Source organism: Endozoicomonas sp. SCSIO W0465 (assembly GCF_023716865.1).
In the GTDB taxonomy this organism is placed as follows: Bacteria; Pseudomonadota; Gammaproteobacteria; order Pseudomonadales; family Endozoicomonadaceae; genus Endozoicomonas.
Genome location: NZ_CP092417.1, coordinates 1253309 through 1270610, shown reverse-complemented (window position 1 = coordinate 1270610; position 17302 = coordinate 1253309). Strand labels below are relative to the sequence as shown.

Sequence of the window (17302 nt, the reverse complement as noted above, 5' to 3'; positions counted from 1 at the left end):
TGGTTTTTGAGAAATAGATCAGTTATCAGCATCCGCACTTTCAGCAAAAATAGAGGTTGATTCAAGCTCATTATTTTTCCTGATTACCACTGATCGTACGTCATGACACAGGGAAAGATAATTTAAGAATATACGTGCAGCTTTTCATTCTTTATGTCTATAACCCGGTAAAGAAATAATAGAACCTCTCCAGTATTACCGGTGGAGCAGGCATCATGACGGCTTGTTCTCCAGATTATCAACTAAATTCGGTTTCATAACCGCTCCGAACAAGCAAAGACCCACATCATCATTCGAAATAATGATATTAATACGTCAACTGACTTTCAATTATCGGTTGATGGCTAACCCGGTTTCCACTGGACGTCTGGCAGTTTGAGAAGTCGATCCGGCATCGGTGCTGTATTGACTGCAGCCCGACCTAGCCTTGAGATCATTGAAGGCAGGCTCTTTTCGTATTGCAGACTGCTGATTTCATAAATCAGGCTGGAATCCTCCTGTGGCAGGGCTTGGCAATATTTAGCCAGCAGTTTCCTGAAGGCATTGTATATCAAGGCCTTTGGCCAATTTTCATTGCAGAGCAGTCTGTAACCCGAAAAGAGCCTGAAGGCATATCAAAACGCCGGTTAAACCGATAGTTGAACTCTGATAGATAACGGCCCAGATGCTTGGGGTCGAGCTTATGGTAAGTACCGGTAATCGCTGTTTTCACGTTTCCCAGCATGGTATTTACCCAGGTGAACAACTCATTCTCCATGGATGCATGCCCACCACCGGTAATGATGGCTGTGTGCTGGCATCCGGCATCTTCAATACCCCGGAAACAGGACAAGCCATCGCTGACGGCCCGGACACCCTTTTTCAGGGCATGTTCTGCCCACTCCTGAATGGTTTTTCGCCGGAAGTTATCAACGGCATTGAACTTCATGTAGATAGGGTGGTTATCAGCATCTGTCTGAACTGCGGCCACGAAGGGGGCTTTGTTCTCTGAGCCTCTGCCCCGGCGGCCTCCGTGGCGCTCTCCGCCCCAATAGGCGTCATCAATCTGAACAAAACCACTCAACTGCCAGCTGTTATCTCTTTCCATCATGACCTGCATGAGTTTGTGTTTCATGCGCAATGCGGCATTGTAGGAAATGCCAAGTTGTCGATGAAGCGTCAGGCAAGAAATCCCCGCTTTATTCTGGGTGACGAGATAGATACCCAGAAACCAGGTAGCTAGAGGCAGCTTTGTTGAGTCAAAGATAGTGTTACTGGTAAGCGAGGTTTGGCAACGGCAGCAATTGCACTGGAATTCAGCTTTCCGGTGAAGCTTGCAGAAACTGCGGGAGCCACACTTCGGGCATTGGAAGCCATCTGGCCAGCGCCAAGAGGACAGCGCGTTCTCACACTGCTCTTCACTGCCGTAATTAGCCAGAAATTGCATAATGCCAAGGCCTTTTTGGAACTGAATGGTGTTTTTACACATCAGTTTTACCTCCAAAACACATGACTATCGACGTTTATTATAGCAGCTGGCTCACGACGTAGGGTCGGTGGTAATCAGGACAGATTTTATTACTATCAGTACTTATAAATTTCCACTTGATGATAGATCTCCTGAGGAAATTCAAAAAGATAGTCCTGCAACTTTCGGAGATTATGAAGTTCGCGGCATGGTTGCTTATATTACATGTATGGATGACACTAAGTTCCGTTGGAATTATAAAGGAGCCCACATAACAGCTCGTGATGCACTAGATCAAGCTGAACAGCTATCGGATGATGAAATCAAGGGTGTTACTCATACAATGCGCCACGGGATTGAACTTTGGAAACATTATCATTCCAAAAATTATATTCAACCCGTATATGACAGCGATGATGAACAAGCCAATAGTCAAATAAAACAGGAATTCGATCTTTTCATGGAGCGTGTTTCTAAAGATATTGACAAAATTAATATGTTAAAGGAAAAAAATAAAACTATGGCAATGAGCAAAAATTCAGCCGCATCATCAAAGAGAAACGTAACTGTTCGAAAACGACGGGCAAATTCTACAGACGCTCCTCTGCAGCCCAGTAAAATCGCCAAAGAAACATCAGAAACTGAGGTTGTTCCAGTCAAAAATTTGCAGTTACTGAGAAACAGTAAAGGCATCTAAAGTCTAATGGTACGAAAACGTACCCCGGGATGACTAAGTTGATACACCTGATTCACGCTAAAACAACAGGTGCCAGAGACCTGTCGTGAAGGCGTATCGACGTTACGTCCCACCACAACACTGATAACAGGCGACATAACAATGATTGGAATTGTGATGTTTTTCGTGATGCTGTTGATGCTGCTTGTCGGTTTCCCGGCTTCCTTTGCATTTACTGGGAACGAGAATACGAACAGATGCCTCAGAAGTTATCCCCTCTTTTCTTTATTAGCCCGTGACGGACGAACCACCGGATCAATTAACTCCGAAGCCCACGCTTCCATTTGCTTTTTATGCTGAGCAAACTGCACTTTAATTTTTCTGCACCAGATTGTGCTTTTCACCAGGGTCCTGTTTCAGGTCGTACAGATGATCACCGTATTTCCTGTATCCAGAGAGCTGACCGGATGATGGTAATCGACACCTACAGGAATTACCCCCGGCCAACTGCTGACTCTTGATCACATCTCTCCAGCGCTGAACTGCCGGGCTATCTGCCAGGTTTTTACCCGATCCTGCAATTTCGCCCAGCCTTCCCATACCACTAACCAGCCGGGCTGCCCTGTATGCTTTGAATCACCCCAACCACCAAGCCGAGCAATCGTTTGAAGCAGCCAAGTGACTGTTGGCGGCTTATCGGGCAACGCTTTTTTTTCATAGGTTAGCCAGAGAACCTGCCATTCATCATCACTGACCACCTCATTCGCGAGTGTTTTTTCACTCCAAAGCTTTCTGTCTTTGTGCTGCCTGTCATTCGGTAACATTAATGCTTCACGGATTTGCATTAGTCTGACAGCGACAAACATTAATATGACCGCAAGTCGTTCAATGTTATCCGGAGATTGCAGACGAAGCCTTTCTACTCCTGCTCCCGATTTCCAAGCCTTATGGAACTCTTCTATTCGCCATCGGAGCTCGTAAAATCGAATGATAGAGCGACAGTCTTCGAATGTTTCAATATCTTCAGTTGTCAATAGTACCCAGTGCAAACGGTCTTCGGAGTCATTGCCAATCTCTTCAGCCGACACAATATTCATAGTTACCGGTTCCGGCCTGCCGCCTGGCCTTTGCGGCGCCTGTATTGTCATCTTGTAACTGTTCAGCACCCCCACATAAATCTGGAATTTTCTGATTTTTATACCATCCTCTTAAGCACCATTTTTCCACAATATTCGCCAGCATGATTCCAGAACTACCCGCAACTATGTCGGCTGAGATTCTCTTGAAAGAGAATGCAGAGCTGCGGATGAGAGTTGCCTGTCTGGAAGAGCGATGTCGAGAATTGGAAGAAAAGGTTGGCAAGAACAGTCAAAACAGCAGCAAGCCGCCATCGTCTGATGGTTATCAAAAACCTTGTAAAAACAGTAATTCTCCAGATCATTCTGACGACCTTTCCGCAGATAAAGGTACCGATCCATCGGATGAAAAACCCAATCCTAAAAGTCTGAGACAGTCTTCTGGTAATAAAGCCGGTGGAAAGAAAGGGCATCAGGGCACTTGTCTTAAACAGGTCGATATCCCTGACTATATTGAGTACCTTCCGGTTAAAGAATGCAATAAATGTCAGGCGTCTCTTCTTGATAGTGAGCCGGTCAAATATATTGAACGACAGGTGTTTGAACCAGGGAGACCGGGTGAATTTGAAGTAACGGCCCATAGAGCTGAAGTAAAAATCTGCACTTGTGGTTGTCGGAATCAGGCTGAATTCCCGGAAGGTGTTACCGCTGCCGCACAATATGGCTCAGCCACACAGGCTATGGCCGTCTATCTTAACCAATACCATTTCCTGCCTTTTAAGCGCGTGTCAGAGTATTTTAATACTCTCTATAAAATGAGTGTAAGTGCAGGCACTGTCGCCAATTTTGTGGCCAGAACCTATGAAAATCTGGCTTCTACTGAAGAGGTTATTCGTGACGCCTTGCGGGAATCGTCTGTTGCCGGAGCCGATGAAACGGGTATGCGGGCCGAGGGCTCTTTGCACTGGCTACACGTTATGCGGGATGAACAATGGACGCTCTACTACTTGTCTGAAAAGCGAGGTCGTGAGGCCATGGACACGATGGGCATACTGCTAACATTTGCAGGCGTTCTGGTTCATGATCATTGGAAATCCTATTTTGCATATGCGGCAACTCACGTACTTTGCAATGCCCATCACCTGAGGGAGCTTTTGGGTGTTGTTGATAGGGACAGCAATCAACTGGCGTTGCGATTGATGAAGCTACTGAGGCTTTCCTGGCATTACTGCAAGGGCTTTAAGACCATAGGTATGCTACAGATGCCAAGTGTTGTCTGTGAACGAATCGAGAAGATTTATGACCGGTTGCTTCAGCGGGCTCTAATGAAAGAAGTCGTCTATATGGAGAAGCAACGAGAGGAGCTTAAGCGCAAGAAAGTCAAGAATACTAAAGCTTACAATCTCTTCAAACGACTCACTGAGTTCAAGGCTGAGACACTGCGCTTCATGTCAGATTTTACCATTCCCTTCGATAACAATGGCAGTGAGCGGGATGTTCGAATGGCCAAGTTAAAGCAGAAAATCTCAGGCTGCTTCAGGAGTGCAGACGGTGGTTCTATGTTTGCACGGATTCGCAGCTATTTGTCGTCTGCCAGAAAACAGGGAATGGACATATATCAATCACTTCATAGAGCTGTTCGGAATTACTGTAATATGCCTTTGCTCAGTGCTGAATAGTTACGTCATCTTCTTTCTTTTGACCTGCAGCGTTGCCTTTCGCTTCTTTCTACCTCCTTTTTGAGGAACCACTATCGTATATTTCCCCAACACTTCAGTCTGAGCTAAGGAATCAAATAATAAGAGTTCGCCATCCACCAGGATTCTGTTTTGTGTAGCTCTTACAACAAACCGCTGTCGGTTATCCAGTTTGTAGTGCATATATTCGTATATATCCGCCTCCCGGTCGCAAACACTGATGATGTCAGGCATTTTACCCCCCATCCTTTGTTCTGTGTTTTCAGAGGCTCTTTGCCACTTAAAGCTTTCCTTTCCCTCGTAAGGTAGCTGACGACGTTGGTTCTTTTTCCCCCGCTGAACGTCCTCTCTAACCCATCGTTCTTGATCAATAAGCCCAATGCTTCGCTCTGTATCCGCATCAACCAAGAAGACAGAGTGGACGTGGAATCCTCTGGTTTTAGAGCCTTCAGGACCTCCAAGATCACCAAGCTCGGATCTGACAGCATGTTTATAACCCAGGGTTGTTGTATCTTCGAGAGCCAGAAGTAGGCGAGACTGTCTCGCTATTTTGGCAGTTGCCTGAAAGCCTGCCTCAGCTATTGCTTCAGGCTTTACGGCCTCATTCTCAATCAGCCGGTAAGCTCCAGTTACCAGTGCGGTATAACCTTCGCATGAAGATGACAAAGAATTACCGGTATGAGCTGAAAGCTCGGCAGCAACTTTGACAAGTCGTTTTGTACGTCGAGTATCGCCCAAATCAGCACATCCAAAAGTTAGTTCTGACCATGGTTTAGGAGAAAGTGGAAGCATGACCTGTTTTATCAGTGAGAAATGATAGAACAAGGTAGCTATTTGTGATCAAGAGACAGGGCCAACTGACAGCAAACGGAACATGAATTCCACCTTCAAAGTACTCACCTTTATTCCCCCTGAGCGGCGCATTGCTCGAGGCATTTTTTTCGTGAACCACCATTATCGGACAGGAAAAAAATAAGGGTGTTGTCGTCAATATCCAGTGCTGCCAGTGTATCCAGCATACGGCCAACGCCATCATCCACTGCTGTTACCATGCCGGCATAGGTGCGACGCTTTTTGTCCCTGATATGTCGGTTTCGCGTCAGATACTCAGGGGTTGCCTGCAATGGCTCATGAGGCGCATTGTAGGCCAGGTAGAGAAAAAACGGGTTATCCTGCTCCCGCTCAATAAAGCTGACCGCCTCATTGGACAGCTCATCGGTCAGGTACTCATCAATTCGGATATCATTTTTTCTGATAATGGCAGGCCCGCCGTGGTATCCGTGGGGTCAATCACCGGGTTACGGCCAAAACCAAAGCGCCCCTGGTAACGCCCGGTCAGTAAACCCGCACGACTCGGGCCACACACTGAAAAGGTGACATAGCCATTGGTGAACCGGGTACCTTTATCGGCGATCCGGTCAATATTCGCTGTCCTGATATCCTGACTGCCATTTGCATATTCTGGTAACTCTTGAACACTCATTCTGGTAACACTTGAACACCCATTCTGGTAACACTTGAACACCTATTCTGGTTTCTTTTGAACACTTTTTGATGATTTCCAGAATCACCGTTCAAGCTTCCAGAAACGCTGTTCAACAGACCATAAACCGGTCTAATACAGCTAACAAATATCTTCTTATGCATTGATTTTCCATAACTTTGGCCGTTCTTATCTGTACCAAGAGAGGGAACCGGCCATGACAGAAAACAGGATTACCATGCGTAAGCTACTAGAAATACTCCGGATGCGGTTTGGCAGCCAACTCAGCTTCCGACAAATTTCCCGCAGTGTACGGGTCAGTGTGGGGACGGTATCCAACTACGTTAAGGCCTTTCAGGAATCGGAATTAAGCTGGCCCCTGGCAGAGGATATATCTGAGCCTGAGCTTATTCAGGCGCTGTTTCCCGATGCCTCGATAGCCAATCGAAAAGGGTTGATTGATCCTGACTGGGCTGAGGTGCATCAGGAACTGAAGCGCAAGGAAGTGACCAAACAACGACTCTGGGAAGAATACTGTCAGGCCCACCCCCTCAATGCCTACAGCTATGCCCAGTACTGTCACCGTTACAATCAGTGGCGTGGTTGTCAAAAGCGATCTATGCGACAGCTGCACAATGCAGGTGAAAAGTTATTTGTTGATTATGCCGGGCCAACCATGCCAATCATCAACCCGGACACCGGCGAAATTGCCCACAATGCCCAGATATTTGTGGCAGTGCTGGGAGCGTCCAACTATACCTACTCTGAAGCGACTCTGTCACAAAAACAGAGGACTGGCTGGGGTCTCATGAACGGGCCTTTGAGTTCTTTGGTGGGGTGCCAGAAATTGTTGTGCCAGACAACCCAAAGTGCGCAGTTATCAAAGCCTGTCGGTACGAGCCGGATCTCAACCCATCATACCAGCACCTGGCTTGTCACTACCAGGTGGCAGTCATTCCGGCACGCCCCTACAAACCCAAAGACAAGGCCAAAGCAGAAGTCGGTGTACAGGTAGTGGAGCGGTGGATACTGGCCAGGCTTCGTCATGAAATGTTCTTTACCCTGGCAGAGCTGAACCTGCGGATACGTGAGCTGTTAATCGAACTGAACCTGAAGCCCTTTAAGCAGTTGCCAGGAACGCGACGTAGTGCGTTTGAACAACTGGATGAACCAGCCCTCAAGCCACTGCCGAAGCAATCTTTTGTGTTCGCTGAGTTTATCAAGGCCCGGGTGAATGTGGATTATCATATTATCTGCAAGGGGCACGCCTACTCGGTTCCCCATCAGCTTGCCAGGCAGGAAGTAGAAGTACAGGCGACTGAGCACTGCGTCACGATCTACGCTAACGGTAAAGTGGTGGCCAGCCACGCTCGCAAGCACACACGTGGATTTACGACGTTAGCAGTTCATATGCCGGAACGACATCGTCACCATCAGGATTGGACGCCTGAGCGTTTACTTAACTGGGCTAACGACATTGGTCAGGAAGTCTATTGTTTTATTCAATCACTGCTGGATAGCAAGGAGCATCCTGAACAAGCCTATCGAGCTTCATTGGGGCTGCTAAACCTGCAGCGGGAATATGGAACTGAACGACTCAACAACGCCTGCGCCCATGCCAGGAACATCGGGGGTTATCGGTTAAAAAATGTCCGATCAATCCTCCAGTCAGGCAAAGACCTGATGCCATTGGAGCCACAGTTAAAACAAACGACAGGTCCCTTGCATGATGATCACGAAAATATTCGTGGCGCTATTTGCTATCAATAACCGGAGGCGAACATGATCAATGAAACACTGGCTCGCCTTAGGTCACTGCGACTGACCGGAATGGCAGATGCCCTCAATCAACAGCTGGACCAGCCGGGCACCTACAGTAGCCTTAGCTTTGAAGAACGACTGTCGTTGCTTACTGAGCAGGAAGAAACAGAGCGAAACAATAAACGTCTGGCTCGGCTGCTCAGAAGCGCCCGGTTTAAACTGGCTGCCCGGATACACGACATTGACTATGAACACCCCAGAGGTCTCAAACAGAACCAGATGGCCAGCCTGTCTGGAGGAGGCTGGCTTGACCGGTACAGGAACCTGTTGATCACCGGACCTTGTGGTTCCGGTAAGAGCTACCTGGCCTGCGCCCTTGGGCACATGGCTTGTCTGAAAGGCTACAGTGTCCGGTACTATCGGATGTCCAGGCTACTGGATGAACTGATCCTTGCCCACGGTGATGGCAGCTACAGCAGGCAGTTGAAACAACTGGCAAAAGTAGACTTGCTGATTCTGGACGACTGGGGCCTGGAACCACTGACGCAGCAACAAAGGAACGATCTGCTGGAAGTCATGGATGACAGGCACGAGCAAGGTTCCACGTTGGTTACCAGTCAATTGCCCACCCGGAAGTGGCATGCCAGCATTGGTGATGAAACTCTGGCCGACGCCATTCTTGACCGGCTTATGCACAATGCCCACCGGATTGAACTCAAAGGCGAATCCATGCGCAAAAAGCTTGGAAAATTGGACGCAGTTGAACACCTGGTCTAAAAATCACACTGGGCAATGTGTAAGGAGTTCAGGGTGTTCAAATGAAACAGAATAGGTGTTCAAGTTAACCAGAATACGCAACGACTGAGCAAGAAGTATTTCCTGTTCAGGTGTTGGGTAGAATCGTTCTGTGTAGGCACGTTTTGTTTTCATGCAGAGAATATTACAGAAACACTAAACGCCTGTAAACACTTAAGGCTTCCGGTTCTGCAAGCCCTCTACGGGCTTGTTGCTTATATCACCGCCCGACTGGGCGATGCTTTACGCAGGTTTTGGTAAAGACCCGAAGAACAAATGGGGAAACCATGAAAAAATCCCCCTCAATAAAGAATGCCAGAGTCTTTTAGCCAAGATAAAAAAAGAACCTAATGAAGACAGGATATTTCCATACAAGTCAAGCTCTGTCTCGTCAAAGTTTTCTGAAATAACTCAATTGCTGGGCATGAAAAAAGTTTCTTTTCATAGTTGTCGTCATGAAGGCATTTCAAGGCTTTTTGAGCAAGGGCACACCATACCGCAAGTCGCTGTTCACAGCGGACATAAGAGCTGGGAAAACCTCAAGCGATACACCCATTTGATGCAAAGAAAAACACCGGATCTCTACAAAATGTGCATGGAGATTGAGGCGGAATTTACTCAAAATATCTTAAACAATTAGCCACATGAGGTATGAAATAGATGAGGGTGAAGAAAAAAGTGCCTCCCCACCATAATAAAACTAGACATTTCGCATGCGCTGAAATTCTGCACAACTTCTTTCGTACTGCTCTTTCAGATACAGAGCCAAGTCAGCAACATTGATCAAATAAGGAGACTTCTGGCTTGATCTAGTCCTCGTAACAGGAATCGGAAAATCCCCAGCTGCAACCATTTGTTTGGCCTTCTTTGGACCTATTCTGAAATACTCTTCACATACATCTTCAAGCGGAACAAAGAGCTTTTTGTACCGTGCTAACATCGCAAATTCTATGTCCATGAATCTCTGTTCCTTCCTTTGCATTTAAGGTTAAGAGGCTGCTACTCATGACAGAGAACATCTCGCAACCAATTTACGCACAGGTTATACCCAGAGATACCCACAGATCAAGATTTTTTTTCGTACAATAAGTAAATTCCCAAAAAAAACACCCGATGGATTTGAAAAAAAATCAAGTTATCCACAGATCAAAAAAACTAAAAAGACTTATAATCATTGCAATTTTCCAGAGCCAAAAATAAGTTATCCACACCTAAAACGGCATGGCCAAACACCTTGATATTTTGACTACTTACTGTAGTTTATCCCCTCTCCGACTCTTAGTCATTACCTCCCATTCGAAATAGATCACAGTGACTCAGTTCCAGATAAGTGTTGGTACTTTTATATTCATAGAACTGGGTGGTAACCCTTATGATGGTCATACACTCACCAGTACAGTGACGCATATTCAAAAAATGACAGATATCAGGCCAAAACGCTACTTTGTAGATAAAGGATACAAGGGGTACAAGGTGCATGAGTACCTGAGTCGCATAAAGGTTTATATTAGCGGAGTTATTTGAAAGGCATGATTGGGAATAAGCCGAATACCCTATTATGTGGATCAGGGCATAACCTACGTCTTATTCTGAAGAAGCTAAGGCTTCTTTTTGCCTGGATTTTATGTCTGCTGTTAACAGCCCGGATTAATGACCAAACGGTACCAGGCTGGGTGGTACTTCAAAAGTGCCTTCTTCAGGTTCGACGGCTATGCGGGGGGGCAATAACAGCCTATATGACAGATGACGCATAAAGAGCTTTTCGAAGATGGTATTTCTTCCAATTTGAGGCTATCGGCCAAATATGCACAGATCTTCTAAAATGAAGAATCATAGAACTGATTCTGCCTTGCCCGCTCAAAGGCCTCATGCATGTCATTGCTGTGAGTTTGAGAATGCTCCTGATCTCCTTCATCAATAGGAGCAAACATCCGCTCAACCTGTCGTTCCATAAAATCAGCAAGCACCATGACTTCAATTCTACGGTTGGCACTGGACTCAGGATGCTCCGGGTCTCGAGGAACCCGGTCTGCCATGCCAAGAACCATGAGAACTTTCTCTTCAAAGAGACCACCAAACAGTAGCGTTTTACGAGCTACCTGTGCCCTGGCAGCAGACAGTTCCCAGTTGCCGTAATTAGAACGTTGAAAACCTGAGCTATCGGTATGGCCACTGATCATCAGGCGATTGTCAATCTTGTTTATAATAGGGGCCAACTCAAGTAATAAGTCCTGAAAAAAAGGGTTTATCCGGGAGCTTCCCCTTTCAAACATGTTGCGCTTGTTATTGTCCAGAATGACAATGCGCAAGCCTTCCTTCAGCTGCTCAAGGTAGATGAAGTCTTCGTACTTGCCTGCGGCATCATCTCCCCCGATCATCCGCTGGAGTTCATCCATAAGGTCTTTAAAGTCCGGATTTTTATTCAGCGTCTCTGCATTACCATCGCCAATGATTTCAGGGCCTTCACGTCCTTTCATGCTGGGACCCGGGTTGGGTATCTCAACCAGTGAATCCTGACCACCAAAGTCAATAGGACTCAGACTGGTTTTATGACGAAAGGCTCCCGGATCTTCAAAATACGCAGCAATGGCTGACTTGGCATCATCATCCGTAGCATTCATGATCCAAAGCAAAAGGAACAGAGCCATCATGGCGATAGCAAAATCAGCCAAGGCCACTTTCCATGACCCACCGTGATGACTCCCCCCCCCTCCACGCTTACGCTTCAATTCACCATGCTCCCAATCATTATCTGGCTATCACCCCTGACTTTCCAGCATACCTTCAAGCTCACTAAAACTAGGACGGCAGTCGTCATAAAGAATTTTCCGTCCGGAATCGACAGAAACAATAGGTGGAAAGCCTGATTTATAACTAGCTAACGAAACCCGAATACAATCAAAAGCCTGAAGCTCATTATTAATTGAGTGGCCAATTGCCGTGGCAATTGGTCCCACTAGTCCGTAGGCAAAGAATATGCCCAGGAAAGTTCCGGTCAGTGCAGCCGCAATACTGGTACCAATCTGATCCATCGGACCATTAATAGCCCCCATAGTAATCACGATACCGAGCACCGCAGCCAGAATTCCAAACCCTGGCAGAGCATCTGATACATTCTGAAGTGCAGCCGCAGGTCGCATCATCTCGTGCTCTTTTGTTCCTATCTCTTGCTCAATAATGCGTTCGTATTCGTGAGAAGAGATACCATCCACAAGGGAGAGCCTGAGATTTTCTACAATAAAGTCATATATATGAGGCGTTTTCAGAATCAGGGGAAACTTTTTAAACACGTCACTGGTGTCAGGGGACTCGATATGCTCCTCAAGCACCTTATTTCCCCCTTTTTTCCTGGCCATCTCAAAAAGTGTATGGAGAAGCATTAGCAGTTCATCAAAATAGGCACGGTTAAAACCGGTTCCTTTGGCCATATAAGCCATATGTCGTCCTGTGGCACGAACGATCACCATAGGATTGGCGATCAAAAACGCACCAAAAGCACCGCCGGCAATCATTAAGATTTCCGCCGGCTGCCAGACCGAGATCAGCTTCCCGCCGGCAATCATAAAACCACCAAAAATACTTCCCAGCATGGCCAGCAGACCAACAGTTTTCATATCAGGGCTCCCTGCTCCACTCTTCCATAAATGAGCGCAATCTCAACAATGCCTGCTGATGGAGTTGAGAAATTCTGGCTTCAGTCAGCTCCAATATCTGGCCAATCTCTTTCATATTGAACTCATGAACGTAATACAGGTTCATCAGTTGCTGTTCTCGCTCAGGCAACGCTTTCAAGGCTTTTGCCAGTGCTTTATTACACTCATCACCTTCAGTAATGATCTGTATTGAATCGTCATCGCTGACTTCGATGACACTGGCACTGGCTTCACCATTAGTGAGTGCATCCAGGCTCAACAATGCGCCAGAGTTGCCGCCCTGCAACATCCGGTGATAACGCTCCACACTGACGCCAAGTTCTCCTGCAATTTCCTGCTCTGAAGGCGACCGCCCCAGCCGGTTGTGCAGCGCCTGAATGGCATCTCGAATGCTGTGGCTATGTTCACGATCAGTGCGGCTTCGCCAGTCCCAGTGTCGAAGTTCATCGATCACCGCCCCTCTGATCCGGATTCGGGCATACTGCTCAAACGGGATGTTCTTCCCCGGCTCAAAGCGGCTTGCAGCATCCAGTAGCCCCATCATCCCGGCCTGCAGCAGGTCATCTTTTGGAACATCGCCCCCCAAAGCACCGGCAATATGTAACGCAACTTTCTTAACCAGCCCCAGATGCTCCCGAACAAGTTCATCCCGGGAAGCCATTCCACTCTGTTTCTGGTAGGCATTCAGCCCTTTGCGTTGCTGTAGTGACATAGGGTCAGAACACTATTGAATAACCAGATCAGTAATTATCAAATCGTCCATGGTGACCTCAACCTGCTCTTTAACCAAAAGGTCATTCACCCTGGAAATGGACTCCGTGCGAATAGCATCAGGTGCTTCTGGCTTTAATACATCCATATATTTCAACGTATTCAAATACCGGATAATTTCATTGCGGATCATAGGGCGGTAGGTTTCCAACTGTTTCAATGCCTCAGGATCCCGGCTCATCAATGACAATTTAATCTGCAGGTAATGGGGACGGGCTTCACTCTTGAGCGAGATGATAAATGGTTCCATTTGCATGAAGTGAGGCACTGCCAGCTCGTCCGGATCTTCACTCTTCTGTTGCATGAACATCCAGGCGGCTCCCCCGGCAACAGCAATAAGCAAAAGGATCAAAAAAATAAGAATGATCATAAGCCCCTTGCCTGATTTCTTTTCCACTGCTGCTTCCGCCTGCTCCGTCTCTTCAGCCATCATGCCTCCCTGCCACCATTAAGCCCCTGAGATAAAAAGCAAGGGCAATCAAACAAAATGATCCAGCAATCGCCCTCCCCTGGAGCGAAACAGCTGCGCACCTGATAAATACTCCACATTGTCACTCCCCCAATCGGCTTGCAGCAGGGTTTCTGAAGCGGCCATGTTTGCCGCCTGGTGCCTCCCGGCCTGCCCTCCCTGGCCGGAATGAACATCGACTGATAATTCTGATAAATCCACATGCTGTTCGGCTAAAACCTGTCTCAGCCGTTCAGACTGGTTAAGTAGCAGGTCCCGGGTAGTGGCTGAAGACGCAGTCACCTGAAGGGAGAGCGATTCTGCATCCAGGGATACAGTCAGCGATAAACGTCCAAGTTCTGGTGGGTCAAGCCGGATCTCCAGTCCAGACTCTCCTTTTCTAAGGATCTGGATCAGTTCAGTGCCCAGGCGCTGAGGAAAATGGGACTGAGGAAGCATCACTTCTCGATGGGAACCGACAACGAATTGCTGTTGAGTAGTTGCAGCACTGAATTCACCCGGAGCAGACGCATTCACTTTTACAGCATGAGAAACCTGATTCCCCTGAACGGGTTCGGTTCCTGTAACCAGGTTCTGATTGAGACTTGCCTGATCCCCACCCTTTACCTGATCAATAAGTAAATGAACTTCCGGTCTGACGGGATTAGCTACCTTATTAACAAAAACTTGCTGCTGCCCAGCTTCGATGAAAGCATCATCCGGCAGCGCTGCTCCATGGTTGCCGGTCAGTGTTTTCCAATCCCCGGCAAAGTACTTTCTATCAATGGATGATGGCTCGCTCTCAGAGTCTCTCGATAGTGTCTGAGGTAATGACCTTGAGTTATTGCCTGGCAACATTGTTTGATTGCTGATGTCAGTTATAACCCTGTGTCGTTCATTTCGGCCATCAGTCAATTTTGCAGCCTCTGGAGATACCTGATATTGGCTTACCGTCTCTACTCGAACAGAATCATCTCCTGGCAAAACCATTTGTGCCGAAACTGACAGGCCAATACCTGACAAAACGACACCAGCATCAGATACCTCGTTGAGATTCATTACCGCTGGAGTGTAAGAACCTGCAGTAAAGAAGGGCTGACCACCATAAGGCTCTGACGACTCATCAAATTCCCTATTCAAGGACATCAACGGCTCGGAAAAGGCAGGAGGAACGTCTATCAAAGCGTCTTTTTTTCCAGAAACATCAATTTGTTGATAGATCTGATGAAACAAAGGATGTTGATCACCGGAAGCCTGAGGCTGCAGTACTCCCTGCATCGGCAGGTTCGAAACGGACAAATGCTGGACTGCTTCCATCACGGCCCTCGAAGACTGCTGGCTCGTTGATAGCTGGAAAGTGCTGAGCTATCGTTTCGATTTTTTTTGATCACTGACAAAGTGTCAGCCCGGTGTCGAACACACACCTGTATCAGGGCACTGCACAACACCTGTACTCTGGCGAGAGCCTCCTGAATCCCGGGCTGATCGGTTAAACCGGCATCAGAAAGCTGTTGAAAAAAAACCTGTAGCTCCTGATTAACCGCCATCATACGATCCCAGTCTTTTGCCTCAAGTGATGCCTCAAGTGCCAGTTCAAAGGATCTCAGCTTATTGACATAATCAGTAACAGAGAGGCTATGATCCTTCATCACTACTCCACACTGGCTACCGCACTGCTCTCAACAGTACCGTTGACAACCGACTGCCAGCCCTCCCGGATCTCTCCCATTAATCCAGCGACCTCATCAATCATCGTCACATCGTTACTGGCATTGGCTTCGGTCAGTCGTTTGATGCAGTACTGATAAAGTCCCTGTAAATTATCCGCCAGTTCACCGCCTTTCTCATGATCCAGGGATTGTTCGAGCACCAGCAGGATATCCATGGATAAATTAATTCGATCAACCTTTTTACCCAGGTCTTTTTCTTCCATGTAATGACGGGCTTTTGCCAGTGTCTCCATCAATTTATTAAACAGTGTTGCTACCAGCTGCTCGGGCTTTGCCACTTCCACCGAAGCCCGTTGCTGCTGTTGATAGGCGTTAATCCCTGCCCGCTTCATAAATGCTCCGTATTTACTGGTTATTGCTGTTGTTGATGGATGTCAGATTGTTGGTCAGCCACTGACTGGTACCGTTTAAAGAGGCCAGCAGGTTTTCCATGGCGAGGAATTGTTGCTGGTAGTAGGACTGTACCCGCTCCAGACGAAGCTCAAGATCTTCCCGGTCATCACTGATGTCTTTGACCGCCTCATTAATTCGATCTTCTCTGGCAGCCAGGGAACCATTACTGCCAAGATAGCTATCCAACCGCTGGTTCAGCCGGGACATCAGGCCATTATCACCAGCCAGCACCACAGCCAGCTCGTCAAAATGGTTGTTCAGCGCTTTATCCAGACGACTGCCATCGACTTCCAGTTCTCCTGTACGGGTAGTTTTTAAACCCATGTCACTGAGGGTGCGAAATACATCCCCGTCTTCACCGACCAGACTACTGAGTTCTTTACGCAACCGGGATTCCAGCAGTCGTGTCTGGGCATCGCCAGTCAATATACCGGCATTCACACCGTTAACGTCGGTCAATTGATCAAAGGTGGATTTCAGGCTATTCCAGGTGGAAACAAAGGATTCAATCGATGATCTGACATCAGCCTTATCCAGAGAAATATCCAAAGTGACCGGAGTGGTTGAAATGGATTTAACATTGACCGAAACGCCATCCACCAGATTTTCAAAGGTGTTATCGGCAGAAGTGATAGTGATAGCGGATGCACCGCTGCCAAATCGAATACTGGCATTCTGGGCGGCCTGAAGCTCGGTCATTGCCCCAAGGGCAACGGTGCCACCGGTCAAGCCACTGAAATCCGCGTTAATGGCGTAATCTGCACCACTCTCGCGGCTCGCCAGCATCAATCTCTGCTGACCATTATCATTGATCAGCGTCGCCTGAACGGTGGCATTATCAGTTGCATTGTTAATGGCATCCCGTAAATCGGTGAGTGTGTCATTACCGGCATCCAGGGAAATGGCAAAAGTTTCACCATTAACGGTAAAACTGCCGGTACCCGTGCCAATGGTTTCACCCTCAGCAATGGCAGCGGAGCTTAACTGATGGCGGCTGGCCAGTTGATCCACGGTGAAAGTATAAACACCTTCTGCGGCAACACTGGTAACAGAAGCGCCGATCACCGAATCATCACTGATATTGGCAGAACGTGGACTGAAACCTTCCACTGAATTCAGTTTTTCCAGCCCCGTTTGAAATGACTGCAGTGACGATTTCAGCTGGGCTACTGCCGTCAGTTCCACGGTATAAGCCTGTTCACTGCGATTCAGCCGGGCTTCAATCGGTGCCCGCTCGGCATTCACCAGCGCATTCACCATGGAGTTCACATCCAGCCCGGAATAAAGACCTGAGACACTGAACATAATCAGCCTCTGATTAATTCTTCATCTGGTTCGTATCGGCTTGCCGGTTAAAAGTTAAACAGCAAAG

Annotated in this window: 21 protein-coding genes and 1 pseudogene; 5 read left to right on the top strand and 17 right to left on the bottom strand. The window is 47.4% G+C overall.

The genetic code is table 11. The features are described from left to right. Positions 1 to 344 precede the first annotated feature (344 nt). Both MJO57_RS05535 and MJO57_RS05530 read right to left on the bottom strand, forming a co-directional pair. Entirely contained in the window at positions 345 to 554 is a 210-nt protein-coding gene (locus tag MJO57_RS05535) for a hypothetical protein (protein WP_252023606.1), read from the bottom strand. After that, the gene (locus MJO57_RS05530; RefSeq protein ID WP_252019150.1) at positions 551 to 1468 is read right to left on the bottom strand and encodes an IS1595 family transposase; all 918 of its coding nucleotides are present in this window, start codon (positions 1466 to 1468) and stop codon (positions 551 to 553) included. The genes MJO57_RS05535 and MJO57_RS05530 overlap by 4 nt, the downstream gene beginning before the upstream one ends. 67 nt (positions 1469 to 1535) lie before the next feature. On the opposite strand from MJO57_RS05530, the gene MJO57_RS05525 reads away from it, so the two are divergent. Beyond that, positions 1536 to 2144 (top strand): hypothetical protein, encoded by a 609-nt coding sequence (locus tag MJO57_RS05525; RefSeq protein ID WP_252023604.1) that lies wholly within the window; start codon positions 1536 to 1538, stop codon positions 2142 to 2144. 500 nt (positions 2145 to 2644) lie between these two features. Here the strand turns inward: MJO57_RS05525 and MJO57_RS05520 are convergent, their stop codons facing one another. Together MJO57_RS05520 and MJO57_RS05515 are read right to left on the bottom strand one after the other, a co-directional pair. After that, positions 2645 to 3220, bottom strand: coding sequence for an IS4 family transposase (locus MJO57_RS05520; protein ID WP_252017317.1), 576 nt, complete (start codon positions 3218 to 3220; stop codon positions 2645 to 2647). Beyond that, positions 3201 to 3365, bottom strand: a complete 165-nt coding sequence (locus MJO57_RS05515) for a hypothetical protein (protein WP_252023602.1) — start codon at positions 3363 to 3365, stop codon at positions 3201 to 3203. Before MJO57_RS05515 ends, MJO57_RS05520 begins: the two co-directional genes overlap by 20 nt. Here MJO57_RS05515 and MJO57_RS05510 point away from each other — a divergent pair. After that, positions 3364 to 4878 (top strand): IS66 family transposase, encoded by a 1515-nt coding sequence (locus MJO57_RS05510; RefSeq protein ID WP_252017330.1) that lies wholly within the window; start codon positions 3364 to 3366, stop codon positions 4876 to 4878. The two genes, MJO57_RS05515 and MJO57_RS05510, sit on opposite strands and share 2 nt — an antisense overlap. On the opposite strand, the gene MJO57_RS05505 is transcribed toward MJO57_RS05510, so the two are convergent. From MJO57_RS05505 to MJO57_RS05495, 3 genes are all read right to left on the bottom strand, one after another. Continuing rightward, positions 4879 to 5688 carry an IS4 family transposase gene (locus MJO57_RS05505; RefSeq protein ID WP_252023600.1) on the bottom strand — a complete coding sequence of 270 codons (810 nt, stop codon included), beginning with the start codon at positions 5686 to 5688 and terminating at the stop codon, positions 4879 to 4881. It lies immediately after the preceding gene. Positions 5689 to 5798: 110 nt separating this feature from the next. Further along, on the bottom strand, positions 5799 to 6083 hold the full coding sequence (locus MJO57_RS05500; protein ID WP_252026958.1) for a sulfatase-like hydrolase/transferase: 285 nt from the start codon (positions 6081 to 6083) through the stop codon (positions 5799 to 5801). Between the two features lie 32 nt (positions 6084 to 6115). Next, positions 6116 to 6421, bottom strand: a complete 306-nt coding sequence (locus MJO57_RS05495; RefSeq protein ID WP_252023599.1) for a sulfatase-like hydrolase/transferase — start codon at positions 6419 to 6421, stop codon at positions 6116 to 6118. Positions 6422 to 6596: 175 nt separating this feature from the next. Between MJO57_RS05495 and istA the strand changes: the two are divergent. Together istA and istB are read left to right on the top strand one after the other, a co-directional pair. Beyond that, positions 6597 to 8149, top strand: a pseudogene (gene istA, locus MJO57_RS05490) (IS21 family transposase). 12 nt (positions 8150 to 8161) lie between these two features. After that, positions 8162 to 8917, top strand: a complete 756-nt coding sequence (gene istB, locus MJO57_RS05485) for an IS21-like element helper ATPase IstB (RefSeq protein WP_252017309.1) — start codon at positions 8162 to 8164, stop codon at positions 8915 to 8917. 3 nt (positions 8918 to 8920) lie between these two features. On the opposite strand, the gene MJO57_RS33145 is transcribed toward istB, so the two are convergent. Further along, positions 8921 to 9070, bottom strand: coding sequence for a helix-turn-helix domain-containing protein (locus MJO57_RS33145; RefSeq protein ID WP_371924783.1), 150 nt, complete (start codon positions 9068 to 9070; stop codon positions 8921 to 8923). A 103-nt stretch (positions 9071 to 9173) separates the two neighbouring features. On the opposite strand from MJO57_RS33145, the gene MJO57_RS05480 reads away from it, so the two are divergent. Beyond that, positions 9174 to 9575: a tyrosine-type recombinase/integrase gene (locus MJO57_RS05480; protein WP_252023597.1), complete on the top strand. Its 402-nt coding sequence runs from the start codon at positions 9174 to 9176 to the stop codon at positions 9573 to 9575. A gap of 60 nt (positions 9576 to 9635) precedes the next feature. Here the strand turns inward: MJO57_RS05480 and MJO57_RS05475 are convergent, their stop codons facing one another. From MJO57_RS05475 to fliD, 9 genes are all read right to left on the bottom strand, one after another. Continuing rightward, positions 9636 to 9893, bottom strand: a complete 258-nt coding sequence (locus MJO57_RS05475; RefSeq protein WP_252023595.1) for a pyocin activator PrtN family protein — start codon at positions 9891 to 9893, stop codon at positions 9636 to 9638. Between the two features lie 859 nt (positions 9894 to 10752). Then, positions 10753 to 11664 (bottom strand): flagellar motor protein MotB, encoded by a 912-nt coding sequence (locus MJO57_RS05470; protein ID WP_256493237.1) that lies wholly within the window; start codon positions 11662 to 11664, stop codon positions 10753 to 10755. Between the two features lie 30 nt (positions 11665 to 11694). Beyond that, the gene (gene motA, locus MJO57_RS05465; protein ID WP_252023591.1) at positions 11695 to 12549 is read right to left on the bottom strand and encodes a flagellar motor stator protein MotA; all 855 of its coding nucleotides are present in this window, start codon (positions 12547 to 12549) and stop codon (positions 11695 to 11697) included. Between the two features lies 1 nt (position 12550). After that, positions 12551 to 13300 (bottom strand): sigma-70 family RNA polymerase sigma factor, encoded by a 750-nt coding sequence (locus tag MJO57_RS05460; RefSeq protein WP_252023589.1) that lies wholly within the window; start codon positions 13298 to 13300, stop codon positions 12551 to 12553. A 12-nt stretch (positions 13301 to 13312) separates the two neighbouring features. Next, complete coding sequence (fliL, locus tag MJO57_RS05455) at positions 13313 to 13792, bottom strand: flagellar basal body-associated protein FliL (protein ID WP_252023587.1); 480 nt, start codon at positions 13790 to 13792, stop codon at positions 13313 to 13315. 45 nt (positions 13793 to 13837) lie between these two features. Next, positions 13838 to 15124: a flagellar hook-length control protein FliK gene (locus MJO57_RS05450; protein ID WP_252026957.1), complete on the bottom strand. Its 1287-nt coding sequence runs from the start codon at positions 15122 to 15124 to the stop codon at positions 13838 to 13840. After that, positions 15124 to 15456, bottom strand: a complete 333-nt coding sequence (locus MJO57_RS05445) for a hypothetical protein (protein WP_252023586.1) — start codon at positions 15454 to 15456, stop codon at positions 15124 to 15126. Before MJO57_RS05445 ends, MJO57_RS05450 begins: the two co-directional genes overlap by 1 nt. 2 nt (positions 15457 to 15458) lie before the next feature. Then, the gene (fliS, locus tag MJO57_RS05440) at positions 15459 to 15869 is read right to left on the bottom strand and encodes a flagellar export chaperone FliS (RefSeq protein WP_252023584.1); all 411 of its coding nucleotides are present in this window, start codon (positions 15867 to 15869) and stop codon (positions 15459 to 15461) included. Positions 15870 to 15882: 13 nt separating this feature from the next. Continuing rightward, positions 15883 to 17235, bottom strand: coding sequence for a flagellar filament capping protein FliD (fliD, locus tag MJO57_RS05435; RefSeq protein ID WP_252023572.1), 1353 nt, complete (start codon positions 17233 to 17235; stop codon positions 15883 to 15885). Between the last annotated feature and the right edge of the window lie 67 nt (positions 17236 to 17302).

Bases quoted from the DNA above. Each gene is read 5' to 3' on its own strand.
- MJO57_RS05530 (WP_252019150.1), bottom strand. From the start codon at position 1,468: ATGTGTAAAAACACCATTCAGTTCCAAAAAGGCCTTGGCATTATGCAA.
- MJO57_RS05520 (WP_252017317.1), bottom strand. From the start codon at position 3,220: ATGAATATTGTGTCGGCTGAAGAGATTGGCAATGACTCCGAAGACCGT.
- MJO57_RS05510 (WP_252017330.1), top strand. From the start codon at position 3,364: ATGATTCCAGAACTACCCGCAACTATGTCGGCTGAGATTCTCTTGAAA.
- MJO57_RS05515 (WP_252023602.1), bottom strand. From the start codon at position 3,365: ATGCTGGCGAATATTGTGGAAAAATGGTGCTTAAGAGGATGGTATAAA.
- MJO57_RS05505 (WP_252023600.1), bottom strand. From the start codon at position 5,688: ATGCTTCCACTTTCTCCTAAACCATGGTCAGAACTAACTTTTGGATGT.
- istB (WP_252017309.1), top strand. From the start codon at position 8,162: ATGATCAATGAAACACTGGCTCGCCTTAGGTCACTGCGACTGACCGGA.
- MJO57_RS33145 (WP_371924783.1), bottom strand. From the start codon at position 9,070: ATGAAAACAAAACGTGCCTACACAGAACGATTCTACCCAACACCTGAA.
- MJO57_RS05480 (WP_252023597.1), top strand. From the start codon at position 9,174: ATGCTTTACGCAGGTTTTGGTAAAGACCCGAAGAACAAATGGGGAAAC.
- MJO57_RS05475 (WP_252023595.1), bottom strand. From the start codon at position 9,893: ATGGACATAGAATTTGCGATGTTAGCACGGTACAAAAAGCTCTTTGTT.
- motA (WP_252023591.1), bottom strand. From the start codon at position 12,549: ATGAAAACTGTTGGTCTGCTGGCCATGCTGGGAAGTATTTTTGGTGGT.
- MJO57_RS05460 (WP_252023589.1), bottom strand. From the start codon at position 13,300: ATGTCACTACAGCAACGCAAAGGGCTGAATGCCTACCAGAAACAGAGT.
- fliL (WP_252023587.1), bottom strand. From the start codon at position 13,792: ATGATGGCTGAAGAGACGGAGCAGGCGGAAGCAGCAGTGGAAAAGAAA.
- MJO57_RS05450 (WP_252026957.1), bottom strand. From the start codon at position 15,124: ATGGAAGCAGTCCAGCATTTGTCCGTTTCGAACCTGCCGATGCAGGGA.
- MJO57_RS05445 (WP_252023586.1), bottom strand. From the start codon at position 15,456: ATGAAGGATCATAGCCTCTCTGTTACTGATTATGTCAATAAGCTGAGA.
- fliS (WP_252023584.1), bottom strand. From the start codon at position 15,869: ATGAAGCGGGCAGGGATTAACGCCTATCAACAGCAGCAACGGGCTTCG.
- fliD (WP_252023572.1), bottom strand. From the start codon at position 17,235: ATGTTCAGTGTCTCAGGTCTTTATTCCGGGCTGGATGTGAACTCCATG.